Annotated in this window: 12 protein-coding genes and 1 CRISPR repeat array; of the genes, 6 read left to right on the top strand and 6 right to left on the bottom strand. The window is 51.3% G+C overall.

Annotated elements, in window-relative coordinates; genetic code table 11:
• Positions 1–68: 68 nt before the first annotated feature.
• Positions 69–1,364, top strand: coding sequence for a TolC family protein (locus Q0W37_RS01350; RefSeq protein ID WP_297698031.1), 1,296 nt, complete (start codon positions 69–71; stop codon positions 1,362–1,364).
• Between the two features lie 64 nt (positions 1,365–1,428).
• On the opposite strand, the gene Q0W37_RS01345 is transcribed toward Q0W37_RS01350, so the two are convergent.
• From Q0W37_RS01345 to Q0W37_RS01330, 4 genes are all read right to left on the bottom strand, one after another.
• Positions 1,429–1,725 carry an STAS domain-containing protein gene (locus Q0W37_RS01345; protein WP_297698029.1) on the bottom strand — a complete coding sequence of 99 codons (297 nt, stop codon included), beginning with the start codon at positions 1,723–1,725 and terminating at the stop codon, positions 1,429–1,431.
• A 31-nt stretch (positions 1,726–1,756) separates the two neighbouring features.
• Entirely contained in the window at positions 1,757–4,210 is a 2,454-nt protein-coding gene (locus Q0W37_RS01340) for a SpoIIE family protein phosphatase (RefSeq protein ID WP_297698027.1), read from the bottom strand.
• A 71-nt stretch (positions 4,211–4,281) separates the two neighbouring features.
• Complete coding sequence (gene pyrC / locus Q0W37_RS01335; protein WP_297698025.1) at positions 4,282–5,283, bottom strand: dihydroorotase; 1,002 nt, start codon at positions 5,281–5,283, stop codon at positions 4,282–4,284.
• 79 nt (positions 5,284–5,362) lie between these two features.
• Positions 5,363–6,451: a GGDEF domain-containing protein gene (locus Q0W37_RS01330; protein WP_297698023.1), complete on the bottom strand. Its 1,089-nt coding sequence runs from the start codon at positions 6,449–6,451 to the stop codon at positions 5,363–5,365.
• Between the two features lie 158 nt (positions 6,452–6,609).
• Here Q0W37_RS01330 and Q0W37_RS01325 point away from each other — a divergent pair, with 158 nt between their 5' ends.
• The 5 genes from Q0W37_RS01325 (at position 6,610) to Q0W37_RS01305 (ending at position 12,023) form a co-directional block, all read left to right on the top strand.
• Positions 6,610–7,122: a DivIVA domain-containing protein gene (locus tag Q0W37_RS01325; protein WP_297698022.1), complete on the top strand. Its 513-nt coding sequence runs from the start codon at positions 6,610–6,612 to the stop codon at positions 7,120–7,122.
• Between the two features lie 16 nt (positions 7,123–7,138).
• Positions 7,139–7,360, top strand: a complete 222-nt coding sequence (locus tag Q0W37_RS01320) for a DUF167 domain-containing protein (protein WP_297698020.1) — start codon at positions 7,139–7,141, stop codon at positions 7,358–7,360.
• A 20-nt stretch (positions 7,361–7,380) separates the two neighbouring features.
• On the top strand, positions 7,381–9,579 hold the full coding sequence (locus Q0W37_RS01315; protein ID WP_297698019.1) for an HD-GYP domain-containing protein: 2,199 nt from the start codon (positions 7,381–7,383) through the stop codon (positions 9,577–9,579).
• 469 nt (positions 9,580–10,048) lie between these two features.
• Complete coding sequence (cysK, locus tag Q0W37_RS01310) at positions 10,049–10,975, top strand: cysteine synthase A (protein WP_297698017.1); 927 nt, start codon at positions 10,049–10,051, stop codon at positions 10,973–10,975.
• A gap of 154 nt (positions 10,976–11,129) precedes the next feature.
• Positions 11,130–12,023, top strand: coding sequence for a flavodoxin (locus tag Q0W37_RS01305; RefSeq protein ID WP_297698015.1), 894 nt, complete (start codon positions 11,130–11,132; stop codon positions 12,021–12,023).
• Positions 12,024–12,058: 35 nt separating this feature from the next.
• On the opposite strand, the gene rhuM is transcribed toward Q0W37_RS01305, so the two are convergent.
• Both rhuM and Q0W37_RS01295 read right to left on the bottom strand, forming a co-directional pair.
• A complete protein-coding gene (rhuM, locus tag Q0W37_RS01300) occupies positions 12,059–13,036 on the bottom strand; it encodes a RhuM family protein (protein WP_297698014.1) in 978 nt (325 codons plus the stop codon).
• On the bottom strand, positions 13,023–13,643 hold the full coding sequence (locus Q0W37_RS01295) for a DUF6088 family protein (RefSeq protein WP_297698012.1): 621 nt from the start codon (positions 13,641–13,643) through the stop codon (positions 13,023–13,025). The genes rhuM and Q0W37_RS01295 overlap by 14 nt, the downstream gene beginning before the upstream one ends.
• 288 nt (positions 13,644–13,931) lie before the next feature.
• Positions 13,932–15,119: direct repeats of the CRISPR family, unit length 32 nt; unit sequence GTTTCAATTCACGCACCCGCGAGGGGTGCGAT.
• Positions 15,120–15,142 lie beyond the last annotated feature (23 nt).

The raw sequence follows: 15,142 nt of genomic DNA, 5'->3' as shown, positions 1-15,142 counted from the left end.
CTTCCTACCCCGGAGGTCTTTTTTTTATCTTGTTGCAACCGTAAAACGAAAGTAAACATCTAAAGAGCATGAATAACACGCAAGCTATTTTCCTTGGACTCCTCGCCTGTTCCGTAGCGGCCTACGCTGCGGACTCCTGGACCCTCGAAGATTGCCTTAAGCAAGCCAAGAAGGCAAGCCTCAAGCTGGAATCCGCGAAGCTCCGTGAACAGTCTGCCGAAATTTCCGTGAAGCAGGCGAAGTCGAGCGGCGGCCCTACCGTGAGTGCAAGCATCCAGAATACGCTCTTTGACCATCCTTTTGTCGATAACGAAGACCATTACCGCCTAAACCTCGGAATCTCCGGTTCCTATACGCTGTGGGATGGTGGGGCGACAAGCCTGAACGTGGAATCCAAGACGCTTACGAAAGAAGCGACCGCCTATGCGACCCAGCAGACGGAACGCTCTGTTCAGGAAAGTGTTCTGAACGCCTATATGAGTCTCCTCGCGGCAAACGAGAACCTGCGTACCGCCGATGCCTCGGTCGAACTTGCGCAGGCGGAGTTCGAACACTACGGCAAGCTTTTCGAAGCGGGGAGCATTACCAAGAAGGACCTTACGCAGTCGCAGTCCAACGTGCTGCAGAAGCAGACGTCGCAGCTTTCTGCGCAGCTTTCGGTGAGTACGGCGAAGACGACCCTTCGTCAGCTACTGGAACTGGATGGCGATGCCGATTTCCAGATCTCGGCTCCTGAATCGAGTATCGAAAGCCCTGACTCGCTCGAGGCACTCCCGTCTTACGAACAACTTAAGTCCGACGTGCAGAAGGCGCATCCCGGACTCAAGTCCGACAGCATTTCGGTGCGTGCCGCCCAGAAGAATACGCAGGTGGCGGGTAAGGGGAGTTCCATTACCGTGACGCTCGGTGCCAATTCCAGCACCGGGTTGCAGGCGTGGGAATCGGGTGGCTACAAGGATCAGCTCAAGTACGGCTGGCAGAATTCCATTTCGCTTGGAATCAACATTCCGATTATTGACGGCGGTGCCACGGAAAACAAGGTGCTGCAGGCGCAGGTCAGCGAGACCGAGTCGCAGGTGAGCCTTAGGGAAGACTTGAAGACCTTGGAAAACAGTGTCGAGAAACTTTATCTGAACGCCGTCAGTGCCGATATGCAGTGGAAGGCTGCGCTTCTTCAGGTGGAGGCCGAAAGCGAGGCACTTGCCGTCGCCGAGGAACAAAGGAATGCCGGCGCGCTCACCTATACGGATTTTCTGACTCAGAAAAACAATCTGGAAAAGGCGCGTATCACGCTAACTAATGCAAAGTACACCAGCCTCCTTTCGCGAAAGCTCCTGGAACTTTATCAGGGAAAGCTAGACTAAGTTTCGACAGTATATGAAAAAAGCCCGGTCGTAAGGCCGGGCCAAGCTTTTTTATAGGTGAAGATTATTCGACCGTCAGGATGTCGCAGAATCCGGTGACTTCGAAGATTTCCTTGATCTCGGAGCTGGCGTTCTTCACGACCATGGTGCCCTGCTTGTTCATCACCTTCTGGGCCATGAGCAAAATGCGGAGGCCTGCAGAAGAAATGTATTCGAGCTTCTTGAAGTCGAACACGAGCGACTTGACTCCGTCGAGCTTGCCTTGAATCTCGGCGTCAAGTTGCGGGGCAGTCAGGGTATCCAGGCGGCCTTCGAGGGCAACCGTCAACTTGTCGTTTTCTGTGATTTTGTTAATCTGCATATTTTTTTCCTCTATCCTAAATTTAAAAATTTTAAAGGGTCTTGGTGATTGCGAGTTCGTTTTTGTCGCCATTTCGACGGTAGCAGACGCTATCCATCGTTTTCTTCACGATAAAGATTCCGAGTCCTCCGATTTCGCGGTCTTCGGCGGGGAGCGTCACGTCGGGGTCTGCCTGCATGATCGGGTCGTAGGGCTTGCCGTCGTCGATAAAGGTGAGCCTTGCGGTAAGCGTTGCTTTGCGGATTTCTACAATCAGGGTTACCTTGGTCGCTCCCGAGAACTTGACGATGTTGCTGTAGATTTCATCGATGGCGATGTTGATTTGCATCTGCGACTTCATGGAACCTTCCATGGGGGCAAGGATTCCCTCGACGAATGCGGTTAGAATATCCTGGTTTTCCGGGATGACGTCTACGATTTTTTCGTAGCGGTCCCAGGCGTCTTGCATTTGCATTTTCTTTGCTCCATCCATTGGTGTAAGAATGTCTTGTACAAAAGTCTTCAGCTCACCCTTGTTATTGCCGCTGACATCGATCGTCTTTTCGTAACGCTCCCAGACGGGTTCATCGCTTCCGTTGAACTTGACGGTGAGCATAGTGATGTCGTCGAATTGCGGAACGTCCTGTACAAAGTTGTCGATTTCTTTTTTGACAAGGGTGCATGTTTCGGCAGGGGTCTTTTCGCCGCCCTGTCTAAGAATTTCGAGAAGTCTGTTGTCGCCGAACAGGACGTTGTTGCGGTTGGTCGCTTCGGTGACGCCGTCGGTGTAAAGGAACAGGGTGTCGCCTGTCTTGAGGTCGAAGGTCTGCAACTTGTAGATGGTATCTTCCATGGCGGCCATGACAATGCCCGACTTGCTCGGTATGAATTCGACGGTGCCGTCCTTGTGGCGAACGGCGGGCGGGTTATGGCCTGCCGAGGCGAATTCGATGTGTCCTGTGCGCAAGTCGATGATGCCCGCCCAGATGGTGACGAACATGCTCAGTTTGTTGCGCTTTGCAAGGGCGAAGTTCGTCTTGTTGAACGCATCGACAATGGACTTCAGGTTCTTGGTCGTGGTGCGCAGAATGATTCGGGCTACCATCATGAAAAGTGCCGCGGCGACGCCCTTTCCGGACACATCGCCGATCACGACGCAAAGATGGTCGTTGTCGATCTTGAAGAAGTCGTAGAAGTCACCACCGACTTCCTTGGCCGGAAGCAGGAACGGTGAAAGTTCGTGACGGTCGTCGTCGGAATTTTCTTCGTGTTCGCTGCTGGGGAGCATGGAATGTTGAATGTTGCGGGCGAGATCGAGTTCGCGCTCGATGCGCTTCATGTCCTTCTGTTTCTCGATATGGTCCTTGAGTTCGGTCAGCATATTCGAGAAGGCGGCTGCAAATTCGGAAACCTCGTCGTGTCCGGTGATTTGCGGAATGGTAACGTTGAAGTTTCCGAGTCCCAGTTTACGTGCTGCCTTGGCAAGCTCCTTGAGTGGCTTTGCGACTCGGAAAGAAATCAGCAAGATGATGACGAGCATACCACCGTAGCCGGCGAACGCGAGCACCAGGAAAAGCTTGCGCATGCCTCTCTGGTCTTCCAGATATTTCTGGATGGGCCACGCGACCATGAAGGTCCAGTTGTTGGCCTTGATGGTGGTATAATAAACGGCAGATTCTTCGCCACCGGCGATGGTGCCTAGGAAAAGTCCGCTGCTGTCGCGGTTCTGTCTATCAAAGTCGATGGTACTTTTTCCGCGAATTTCCTTGACGGTGATTTCTCGGTTGCGCTTTCCCTGGGCGATGCTCTTGGGGTAGGCGACGGCCACATTCTTAGCCGAGGTGATGATGGCGTATCCCGAGTTTGAAATGGGAATTTCGGTAATGGTTTCTTTAAGGAAGTCGATGGACATGTCTACGGCAAGGACACCTGCAAGGACTTCTTCGCCCTTTTCGTTTGTGCGGAAAATGGGGACTGTGTAGACGGCTATCGGTTCGGGAACGAATTCGCCAATGAAAGGTTCCTGCCAGCGACTGGTCTTGCCGTCCCTGGTAGAATAGTACCATTCCTTGTCCTGATAGTTGGCGCCAGTAATCAGCTTGATTTCGTTGTCGGTAAAGCGGGCGAGTCGCATGAATTCGCCCTTGGGTGTTTCTGGGCCCATGCCGGGTTCGTAGGCGAGTACGACTGCCACGATTTGGGGAACGAGGTTGCGGGCGTTCGTGAGAGACTGAAACAGGAATTCGTCCAGTTCCGCTTTTGTCATCTTGCGCTTGCCGAGGGTGGCTGCGACATCGTCACCGACGAGCTTGCCTGCATTGAAGAGCTTGTCGATGTAGTTCACGTTCGCGCGGCTGGATTCTTCACCGTTTTCGATCGTCATCTTGTTGAGCATATTTTGGGTCTGGTAGCTCATGATGCCGAAAATAAGGCCGAACACGACGGTGAACGCCACTAGAATCATCATGGACTGCTTGAATGCGAGTCCCCTAAAATTGAAACCCATAAAACACCTTCTTACTGTTTATGAGTAAATATATGTAAAAATATAGAGACGAACGGCGACGGGAAATGTTTTTACTTGATTTTCCAGTCGAGTGTCTGGCCTGCGGCGAGCGGAACGACTCCGTTGACGATGCTTGGAACGGTCCACGGTTCCTTGACGACCTCGATCTGCTGCGTGGTGCGCGGAAGTCCGTAGAAGTCGGCGCCGAAGCCTGCGATAAAGTCGCTGAGTTTGTCGAGATGGCCCGCGCGTTCGAATTCCTGAAGCAGAAGCGGTAGGGCCACCGGTGCGCTGTAGACGCCCGCCGCTCCGCACGGACATTCCTTTTTACTCAGCTGGTGCGGAGCGGAGTCCGTGCCGAGAAAGAACTTGGGGGAGCCGCTGAAGGCGGCTTCGCGGATGGCGGCACGGTCTTCAGGCCGCTTCGGGAGCGGCTTGCAGAAATGGTGCGGCCTGAGGGCGTCCCCGACGATGTCATCGAGCGTCATCATCAGGTGATGCACCGTGATGGTCGCCGCTACGTTCGCCGGGAGTCGCTTGACAGCCTCGACCGATTTTGCGGAACTCAGGTGCTCGAATACGATTTTCAGTTTCGGAAACTTTTCGGCGAGCGTTTCGACTCGCTTGATGAATGCCGGTTCGCGGTCCAGGCAGAACTGCCCCGGTTCTTCGCCGTGAACGCACAGCGTAAGCCCTAGCTTTTCCATCATCGCGACTACGGGAAAAACCGCCTCGAAGTCGCTGATGCCGTCGGCGCTGTTGGTGGTGACGCCTGCGGGGTAGTACTTGCCCGCGACGACTCCTACGGCCATCATGTCCTTGAGGTCCTGCTCCGTGTAGTTCGGGTTCAGCTTGAACGTCATGAGCGGAACGAAGTCCGAACGTACGCTCTTTGCCGCGTCAAGGATTTGCGCCTTGTATTCGGCGATTGCCTTGGCCGAAGTCATGGCTGGAATGGTGTTCGGCATGATGATAGCACGGCCGAATTGTTGCACGAGGTCGCGCACGTAGCCGGGCATCAAGTCGCCCTGGCGCAAGTGCGCATGAAAGTCGTCTGGTAAAGGTAGGAACATGGCTGAAATATAGTATTTAGAACAGACTCTAAGGTCCCTGAGCTTGTCGAAGGGCCTACTGAACTCTACGAACTGTCTACTAGTTATCCGCCATGTTGCGGATTTGGTTTTTCCCTTGTTGCTTTGCGTGAGTGAGAAGCTCGTCTACTTTTGCAAGCATCTGCTTTACGTCGTTAAAGAAACGGCTGTTGCAGGAAACGAACCCGCCGCTAATGGTAAGGGATACCTGCGGGTGCTTTTCGAAGGTAATCTGCCGGACAGTCTTGCGGAAGTTCTCGACCTTGGCGAAAGCCTCTACTTCGGAACCCGCGCTGATGACGTAAATGAACTTTTCGCAGCCATAGCGTGCGGTGCATTCGCCTGCGATTTCGTCTTCGTACTTCTGCAGCGCCTTGCCCACGGTGCAAATGACTTCGTCACCGAAATCGTGTCCGTAGTTGAGGTTAATTTGTTTAAAATTGTCGATGTCGAGCATGGCAAGGTAGAAGGCGCCTCTACGCATCCACACGAAATTTTCAAGGTAGTTCAGCAGGTAACGCCGGTTGTACAGCTCCGTCAACGAATCGTGCATCGAGAGAAAATCCAGCTTGGCAAGGAGCTTCGCCGTCTTTTCGCGTTCCTGGGAATAGGCCCTGACAGAAAGCGAACCGATAGAGAAAATGGCAAGACCCACCATGATGTGCGACGACAGAAAGTCGATGTACGAGGCATCCCTGTCCAGAGTGACAATCACCATGTCGGGGTAAATCCATGTAGCCGCGATCGTTGCGATCTGGACGATCATGGAAATGATGAAGGCGAGAGTCTTGAGCCTTCCGCGCGAGGCAAACGATATCAAGATGATGGATGCCAGGCAGTAAAGGGTCATACCGCATGTGATGCCGCCGCAGAACAGGAAGAGTATCGGGGTCAAGAAACAGCTCAAAATACAGCACATCACTAGGTAGCACTGGTTGTAGAGCGATGTCTTTACGGCGATAATGGCGACGATGGCGCAGATGAGAGCCGTTCCGATACTGCAGAGGGATGCTTCGATCCCGAGACCTTCGAATACGGTAAAGGCTGCAGAAGAAGCCGCGGTTACGGTAACCACGAGCAAGAAAGACCAGAACATCTTGCGTTCCAGCGTATCTTGTTTTTTCCAAAATGACTTTGCTGCCCTATACATACGATTGTAAAATGAAATATAGTAGAATGTGACATTATGTAAATGTCTTTTAGCACTTTTTAATTCTTATTTTTTGGTGTTGAGGTGCGCAAAGATTTGAAGTTGTTATATTTTTCGTAGGAAGAACCGCTCAAATTCATTTTTTTCGCAGGTCTAGTATGGAACTTACACCTTTGGATATCCGCAATCAGACTTTTCACAAGAAAAATTTTGGTGGAATCGACCCCGAAGAGGTCAAGGCCTTCTTAGAAACGGCCGCTGGTGCCTTCGAGCAGATGTCCAGGGACAAGACCGACCTGACCGAAAGGCTTAAGGTTGCCGAAGAGCGCGTAAATTACTACCGCCAGATCGAAAAGACAATCCAGGACGCCGTGGTGACCATGCAGCGGACGGTTGACGAGGTCAAGGCGACAGCCGAAAAGGAAGCCGAAATTATTATTGCCGAAGCGAAGGCCCGTGCGGTCCGCGAGGTGGAAACGACTAAGAAAGAAGCCGAAGAACTCCGCATGGAAATCGAACAGCTGAAGCAGCTCCGTACGAACTACTTCATCCGCTGCCGTGCTCTTATCAAGGGGCAGGAAGACCTTCTTTCGGCAATGGAAAACGACCAGCGTATGCGCGAAGACCTCCGTCAACCGGCACAACCGGCCGTGGGGAACGTGCTGGCCTAAATCGGGTGAATGCCCTATGAAAGTAAATATCAAGGTCCATGCGAGGAGCAAGCGCGAAAGCGTGGTGGAGCTGCCGGACGGCAGCTACAAGGTGGAAGTCAAGGCTCCCCCTGTGGACGGGGCGGCGAACGAGGCCATCTGTGAATTGCTGGCCAAGCATTTTGGAGTGCACAAGAGAGATGTATCAGTGGTGACGGGGGCCACCAACAATAAAAAGGTCGTGGAAATTGTAAAGTAAGTCCGTGAAGTGGGTGTGCTATGACGAAGTTTATTGATCTAAGGAATCATCCGACGCTGGTTTCGTCGGTGCTTCTCATTCTGGTAGGTCTGGCGTTGAACCTTATTCCTTCGCGCCTTGCTATCATGTTCGGTATCCCGCTTTACCTGGACTGTACGGGTACGATCATTACGGCAATGCTCGGCGGAAACCTTCCGGCGGTCATAGTCGGATTCTGCTCCAATGCGATCAACGGCATCTCTGAACCCGAGACAATGTATTACGGCGTCATTAGCATTATGATTGCCGTGGCGGCGACCTTCTTTTATCATCAGCGTTTCTTCACGAATATTCCGCGTCTGTTTGTCGTCATTTTCACGTTCGCCCTGATTGGTGGCGGAGTCGGTTCGCTGTTTACCTATTTCCTGTACGGGCTTAATTTTGGGCAGGGCATTACGGCCCCGTTCGCACACGCGTTCAACGACGTGTTTGGCTATAGCAAGTTTACGTCTCAGCTGTTGGCGGACATCATTATCGACATGCTCGACAAGGGCGCTGTCGTGGTGCTTGCTATGTTCATTTTCCGCTTTGTTTCTAGGCGGCTCAAGAACCATCTGAATCAGGTGTTCCTGCGCGATTCTAGCAATAGGGATGCGAACAAGAACGTGAAACATTCGCTGCTCCGCAAGGTCGTGGTGATGGTGATCGTGGCTGAGGTGCTGCTGGGTGCCCTGGCAAGTTCGATCGGCTTTTTCCTGTATCGTGACAACTCCATCAAGAGGTTTGTCGCTATTGCGAAGGGCGTGACCAATTCGGCGGCGCACGTGGTCGATGCGGACCGTATCGATGAGTTCCTGACGGTGGGGGACAGTGCCGAAGGGTACAAGGATATCGAAGAAGCGCTGTACGGAATCCGGTCGAGTTTCCCGCAGACGAAATACCTCTATGTGTACAAGATTGAACGGGACGGTTGCCATGTGGTGTTTGACTTGGATACCGATGGCGAACCCGGGAGCGAACCGGGGAGCGTGGTAGCGTTTGATCCGTCGTTCGAACCGTACCTTCCGACATTGCTTACCGGTGGCGAAATCGAACCGATAGTTTCGGATGACAAGTTTGGCTGGTTGCTGACCGTCTATACGCCGCTGAAGAATGCAAGCGGAAAGACGGTGGCCTATGCGGCGGCCGATATCTCGATGGATGAAATCAAGTCGGACGAAGCGATGTTCTTTATCAAGATGCTCTCGCTCTTCTTTGGCCTTTCGATTATCATCATGAGTATTGTCATTGAACTGGTGAATCGCGGAATCGTGATTCCGGTGAACCGTATGGCGCTTGCTGCGATGAAGTTCTCCGGGACGACGATGATTGCAAGTACCATGGATACCGAAAAGGTGAACCTGGACAAGATTCGTAATGCTGCGGACCGCGTGGTGGGCCTTGGGATACGCTCGTTCGACGAAATCGGAAACCTTTACGATTCACTTTCGTCCATGGCCTCTGATACGTACAACTTTATTGCTCGAGTGCAGGCGCAGGCGGAACGAATCAGCAAGATGCAGGAAGTGATTATTATGGAATTCGCTGAAGTCGTTGAAGCTCGCGACAAGAGCACCGGTAATCACATTAAGAAAACGGCGGCCTATGTGGAAGCGCTTGCCGAACAGCTCAAGAAAGAAGGCAAGTTCGCCGACGTGCTCACCGATGAATTTGTTCACAAGTTAAAGCGTGCGGCACCTCTCCACGATATTGGTAAGATCGCTGTTTCCGACTTGATTCTGAACAAGCCGGGCAAGCTTACCGACGAAGAATTTTCCATTATGAAGAGCCATACGACCGAAGGGTGGAAGATCCTTACGAAGATGGTGGAAGATGCTGGCAATACGATCGATGCGAACTACCTGAACGAATCGATTGATATGGCGCACTACCACCACGAAAAGTGGGACGGTTCCGGTTACCCGACGGGAATCAAGGGCGAAGAAATTCCGCTTTCGGCGCGTATCATGGCCGTGGCCGACGTGTTCGATGCGTTGGTGGCCGAGCGTGTGTACAAGAAACCGTTTACCTACGAGAAGGCGATGGCGATCATTACCGAAGGCGCGGGCAAGCATTTCGACCCGGATATCGTCGAGACGTTCACGCATATTTCCGAAAAGCTTTACAGCGAACGTACCAGACTCGACCAGTCGGGCTCCGAGGCGAGCATCCATCTCGATTCGAACGCCCAGAAGTCGTGATGTGAATTAAGAAAGTCACCCTGGATTCTCCCCTTCGAGGACCATGCGCACTAAGGCAACAAAAGCATATAAGGCGAACGCCGCGACAGAATGTTTACATTCTGGCATGGTTGAGCCGAAATTGCGGACGCCAAAGGCGTCCACTTGCCAAGTGCTGTCCGACCTCCCTTTGGTCGAGGATGACGCAACTACTAAAGTCATCCTGGAGCGCAGCGACGGGATCCAGAGCGGATTTCACCAAGGTCCCTGAGCTTGTCGAAGGGCCTTCTTTCTTTTCTATAGCTTTTCTGCGTCATCTAGTTATAGTTTAAAACTATTAGTAAGTAAAATGTAAGCAAAATTAGGGTGGTTTTCTGTATTTCCTATTGTTTTTGTATGGATAAACTTCTAATTTGGAGTCAAACAAAAACGGGAAAGTTATCTGACGCACGATTTAGCTAATTTTCCATAAAACAAAAAGGACTTCAAAATGTCAAAGATTTATTCCTCTGCCGACCAGCTTATCGGTCACACCCCGCTTCTCGAACTCACCCATATCGAAGAAGGCCTCGGAGCCAAGATTCTTGGAAAGCTCGAATACTTCAACCCCGCCGGTTCCGTGAAGGACCGTATTGCAAAGGCGATGATTGACGAAGCAGAAAAGAGCGGTAAGCTCAAGAAGGGTGCCGTGATTATCGAACCGACTTCGGGCAACACCGGTATCGGTCTTGCATCTGTCGCTGCAGCACGTGGCTACCGCATCATCATCGTGATGCCCGAAACCATGAGCGTGGAACGCCGCCAGATTATGAAGGCTTACGGCGCAGAACTTGTGCTGACCGAAGGCGCCAAGGGCATGAAGGGCGCTATCGAAAAGGCCGATGAACTCGCCAAGGAAATCCCGAACAGCTTTATTCCGGGTCAGTTCGTGAACCCGGCAAACCCGGCAGCCCACAAGGCCACCACCGGTCCTGAAATCTGGGAAGACACCGATGGTAAAGTTGATATTTTTGTGGCCGGTGTCGGTACCGGTGGTACGGTGACAGGCGTGGGTGAATACCTCAAGTCCAAGAATCCGAACGTGAAGGTTATCGCTGTTGAACCGGCTAGCTCTCCGGTGCTTACCAAGGGTACTGCGGGCGCCCACAAGATCCAGGGCATCGGCGCAGGCTTCGTTCCTGAAACCCTGAACACCAAGGTTTACGACGAAGTCATCGCTGTCGAAAACGAAGCCGCTTTCGAAGCTGGCCGCGAAATCGGCAAGAAGGAAGGCGTGCTCGTGGGTATTTCTTCTGGTGCTGCTCTCTGGGCCGCCAAGGAACTCGCCAAGCGTCCGGAAAACAAGGGCAAGACGATTGTCGCACTCCTCCCGGATACCGGCGACCGTTATCTTTCGACCGCCCTCTTTGCGGAATAATTTTCGCTGAACGGCAAATATTTTTCGCCTCATGAAACCTACTGAGCCGAAGGGCTCGGTAGGTGTTTTTTGTAGGGGAAATGTTTGTAGGAGCGTACTTGCGAAGAGGTGGCGTTGTTGCTAAATTAGGAATAAACTTATCAGAATGGAGGTGATGATGTTTCGCAATTTCAAATTGACTTTGGCCGCAGTGTCGGCGTTTGGCTTGTCTGCAATGCTTACGGCTTGCAACGAGCAGGAATCTAAGCCCGCACCTAAAACCGAAACCGCCGAAGTGGCTGCTCCGGCACCCAAGTCGGTGGTGGTGTACTATTCGCAGAACGGTGCGACCAAGAAACTCGCGGAAATTTTTGCGAAGGCGAAGAACGCCGATGCCGTGGAACTCAAGCTGGTGACGGCTTACCCTTCTACCTACGACAGTACGATTGCCGCGGTAATGGCTCAGCGCGAAAGCAAGCAGTGGCCTGCCCTTGAAAATGCGAAACCGGAACTTGCCAAGTACGATACGGTTTATCTGGGCTACCCGATTATGTTCGGAACATTCGCCCCGCCGATCTACACCTTCCTCGATTCCAACGACCTGGGCGGAAAGGTGGTGGTGCCGTTCTGCACCTACGGCAGCGGTGGCCGCAAGGTGTCTGCCGAAGAACTCAAGACGCTCGAACCGAACGCGAACGTGACGCTCGCCTATGGAATTTCGAACAAGCGAATTACGGCTGAAAATGGCGCCGAGGTTGCCACGAAGGAAGTCGAAGGATTCTTTGCGGACCTTGCAACCGGCAAGACCGAAGAAGCTCTTACGGGGGCGTTCTCGGAACAGCGCCCGCTTGCCGCAGAAGATTCCGCCGTGTTTGCCGAAGCGACCAAGGACTACGCTTACCTGGGACTCAAGCCGCTGAGTGTCGCGACGCAGGTGGTGGCTGGCACGAATTACCTGTTCGTGTGTGAAATGAAGGCCTTCGGTGGCCCTGCCACCCAGACGAACGTGAAAATCTTCAAGCCGCTTCCGGGCCAAGGTGCCGCGGAACTGATTGTTGTGGAAAAGTAGAAAGCTACTTGCAGAAAAGAATGTTAAGCCTTGGCTTACCTTCCCTTCATACTCTCCTGAATTTTGACGATAACTTCTTTGGGCGTAACAAAGTTCAATACGCTGAACGCCGTCATTTCATTGCCCATATCTTTGAATGACGCCCCAAAGTGGTAAACGGTATCGTCTACAAGCAAGAATCGATCGTGAATAGTGCGCATCGTTTTTAAATCTAAGCCTGGATATTGCTTATTATGCAAGGTGACGGCTGCTTTAAATTCAGGAGTAATATGGGCGGAATAGATAACTGCGTTTACTCCTTTTGCTCGAATTGCTGCAAACTTCAAAATTTCGATAGTCGCAAACGGATCAATAAACACCACTGAGCGCTTTGCAGATTTCACTAAATCAGCGATCAATACAAGTCCGTCAAAACGGGTTCCCGTCGCAAGGATGCCTCCTGTGGGAGTTTGGGCGGCCCTAACGAAGAAATCAATGTGTTTTTCAATGGTCGAAAGTCGCTTTTCTGTCGATTTTTTTAATTCTACAATTTCTGCACCCTGATTTTCGATTAATTGCCGCTGTTCTTGAAACTGATTAGCAATCTGCATCCCTGTTTCAATTATTCGCTGGTTCACTACGTAACCCTTGAGCATGTAGTCCTTTAGAACTTGGTTTGCCCAGCGACGGAATTTTATGCCATTTGCAGATTTAACTCGATAACCAACGGAAATGATAACATCTAGGCTGTAAAAAGCTACAGGTTGTTTAACTCCATCAACACGCAAAAAATGCGTGTTGTTTTCTTTTTCAACTTCCTCTAAAAATACATTGTTGATATGCTTTCTAAGTGTTTTTTCATCTCTGTCGAAAAGGCGCGCCATTTGATTTGCCGAAAGCCACACGGTGTCGTTTTCAACACGCACTTCCAATCGAACTTCTCCTTCCGGTTGATAAAGCACGATCTCGCCCTTGTTGTCGCTTTCGAGCAAGTCTGGGTTTGTCATTTCTGTTGTTTTTTTATGCAAGTACATCGTAAAGCTTCAAATCGTAGATAGACTTGTATGTTTTTAGGGGAAAGCTTTCGATGTATTTATCTACGTCGGCGCGGAGAATTTTGTTACGCAGAATATGCCTGCGAATGATGTCGGGAGCTTCCTCTTCACAGCAGTAGTCGGTGTATTCTTCTACATCCTTTAGCAAATCTAGGAGTTGAAGAACGTTGCGGTTTTCTTTGGTGACGGCGACCTTGGCACGGCGTATGTAAAACGGAATGTTTCCTACTTTAACTTCGCGTGCGATGGCTGTTGTATTATTTGTGACAATTTCGGCTTTATACGGCACCTGCAGGCACAATCCAAGTTGATTTGCGAAGGTGTAGCCCGAATAATAGCCGTAGATTTCATCGCCATTGGTAATGTACTTGTATTCAGCAACCATATTTGACGAAATCGGGTAATATTCGTGTTTGTGGTCCGGCAGAAAATAGACTCCAGGTTCATAACGGAAAAGTTCACCGGAATCAACAAGTTTCTTGAATTGTTGACGTAGATTCCCTGCCGAAAGTCCGAGTAGTTCGGCATCTTCCGTAAAAATGGGCTTTCCCGGTCCAAATTTTGATTTCAAGAACTCTAAAAGCATGTTGACTCCGTATTAACGGAATTTAATATATATAATTAAAATTTGTTTGTCAATAGGGAGATGTTTGTGTGTCAGAATCCCCTTTTCGTATGTCATTGCGCAGAGTGAATGATTGCGTCGGCTTGGCAAAAGAGCCTGCAAATGCTTCTACTGCTCTCGCCTCGCGTTTCATTGCGAGTTCTGGAAATGGTCCAGGATAAAATTTGCGAAGTGATAGTATGCAAATATGACCGAATGCAGCCACGGACGGCAAAGCCGTCCATCATTATCTTTCTTTAGTGGCGCATGAAAATAATTCACGCACCCGCGAGGGGTGCGATAACAGGTGGACGTATCCTTCAGGCGTAACACCGTTTCAATTCACGCACCCGCGAGGGGTGCGATTTGATTATCATCGAGATCAGCATTGCACGGGTGTTTCAATTCACGCACCCGCGAGGGGTGCGATTAGTTTGTTCGTCATCTTTGTCAGCAGCAAAGAGTTTCAATTCACGCACCCGCGAGGGGTGCGATCTTTACCACGCCGATTCCGCGTCGATGTGGGAGTTTCAATTCACGCACCCGCGAGGGGTGCGATATGTTTATGATGATCCTGTCTGTCGTTATGCCTGTTTCAATTCACGCACCCGCGAGGGGTGCGATGGTCACTTCGTCACCACTTTGCCAATCGTTGAGTTTCAATTCACGCACCCGCGAGGGGTGCGATCCCAATTTTGAAAAGGTTATTTCCGTTTATGCTGTTTCAATTCACGCACCCGCGAGGGGTGCGATTCCTGTGCTGCCGCACGCCGTGCCTACAACTGGTTTCAATTCACGCACCCGCGAGGGGTGCGATCTCAAGGCAGCATTCCTCAAGGCTATCGACGTGTTTCAATTCACGCACCCGCGAGGGGTGCGATCTGCTCCAGAAACGTGATTTGTGGACATACAAGTTTCAATTCACGCACCCGCGAGGGGTGCGATTAGAGGTCTCGGCCTTCGTCAAGCTCGATCTTGTTTCAATTCACGCACCCGCGAGGGGTGCGATTTGTAAAGGCCGTCAAGGTTCGCCCCATTTTTGTTTCAATTCACGCACCCGCGAGGGGTGCGATCCTCGTTTGCGGCGAGTTCATAGCCCTGGTCGGTTTCAATTCACGCACCCGCGAGGGGTGCGATCCCTTTAATTCGCTCATTTTCTTTTTACCGACAGTTTCAATTCACGCACCCGCGAGGGGTGCGATGTTGTGTGTCCTTTTATCTATTAGTATGCGTTGTTTCAATTCACGCACCCGCGAGGGGTGCGATGAGTTTCGGCTATCACGAAAGACCCCACATCAGTTTCAATTCACGCACCCGCGAGGGGTGCGATAGCTACATGTACCGCAAGATTCACGGCACCGAGTTTCAATTCACGCACCCGCGAGGGGTGCGATTTTTGGCGAAAAGAGGAGCAAAAAAAATGACTGTTTCAATTCACGCACCCGCGAGGGGTGCGATTTTTGGCGAAAAGAGGAGCAAAA

The organism is uncultured Fibrobacter sp., from assembly GCF_947166265.1.
Lineage (GTDB): Bacteria > Fibrobacterota > Fibrobacteria > Fibrobacterales > Fibrobacteraceae > Fibrobacter.
This window is presented reverse-complemented; position numbering and strand designations above follow the sequence as displayed.

Excerpts from the sequence above, each read along its gene's own strand:
- Q0W37_RS01320 (WP_297698020.1), top strand. The coding sequence starts at position 7,139 with ATGAAAGTAAATATCAAGGTCCATGCGAGGAGCAAGCGCGAAAGCGTG.
- Q0W37_RS01330 (WP_297698023.1), bottom strand. The coding sequence starts at position 6,451 with ATGTATAGGGCAGCAAAGTCATTTTGGAAAAAACAAGATACGCTGGAA.
- Q0W37_RS01295 (WP_297698012.1), bottom strand. The coding sequence starts at position 13,643 with ATGCTTTTAGAGTTCTTGAAATCAAAATTTGGACCGGGAAAGCCCATT.
- pyrC (WP_297698025.1), bottom strand. The coding sequence starts at position 5,283 with ATGTTCCTACCTTTACCAGACGACTTTCATGCGCACTTGCGCCAGGGC.
- Q0W37_RS01350 (WP_297698031.1), top strand. The coding sequence starts at position 69 with ATGAATAACACGCAAGCTATTTTCCTTGGACTCCTCGCCTGTTCCGTA.
- Q0W37_RS01325 (WP_297698022.1), top strand. The coding sequence starts at position 6,610 with ATGGAACTTACACCTTTGGATATCCGCAATCAGACTTTTCACAAGAAA.
- cysK (WP_297698017.1), top strand. The coding sequence starts at position 10,049 with ATGTCAAAGATTTATTCCTCTGCCGACCAGCTTATCGGTCACACCCCG.
- rhuM (WP_297698014.1), bottom strand. The coding sequence starts at position 13,036 with ATGTACTTGCATAAAAAAACAACAGAAATGACAAACCCAGACTTGCTC.
- Q0W37_RS01345 (WP_297698029.1), bottom strand. The coding sequence starts at position 1,725 with ATGCAGATTAACAAAATCACAGAAAACGACAAGTTGACGGTTGCCCTC.
- Q0W37_RS01305 (WP_297698015.1), top strand. The coding sequence starts at position 11,130 with ATGATGTTTCGCAATTTCAAATTGACTTTGGCCGCAGTGTCGGCGTTT.
- Q0W37_RS01315 (WP_297698019.1), top strand. The coding sequence starts at position 7,381 with ATGACGAAGTTTATTGATCTAAGGAATCATCCGACGCTGGTTTCGTCG.
- Q0W37_RS01340 (WP_297698027.1), bottom strand. The coding sequence starts at position 4,210 with ATGGGTTTCAATTTTAGGGGACTCGCATTCAAGCAGTCCATGATGATT.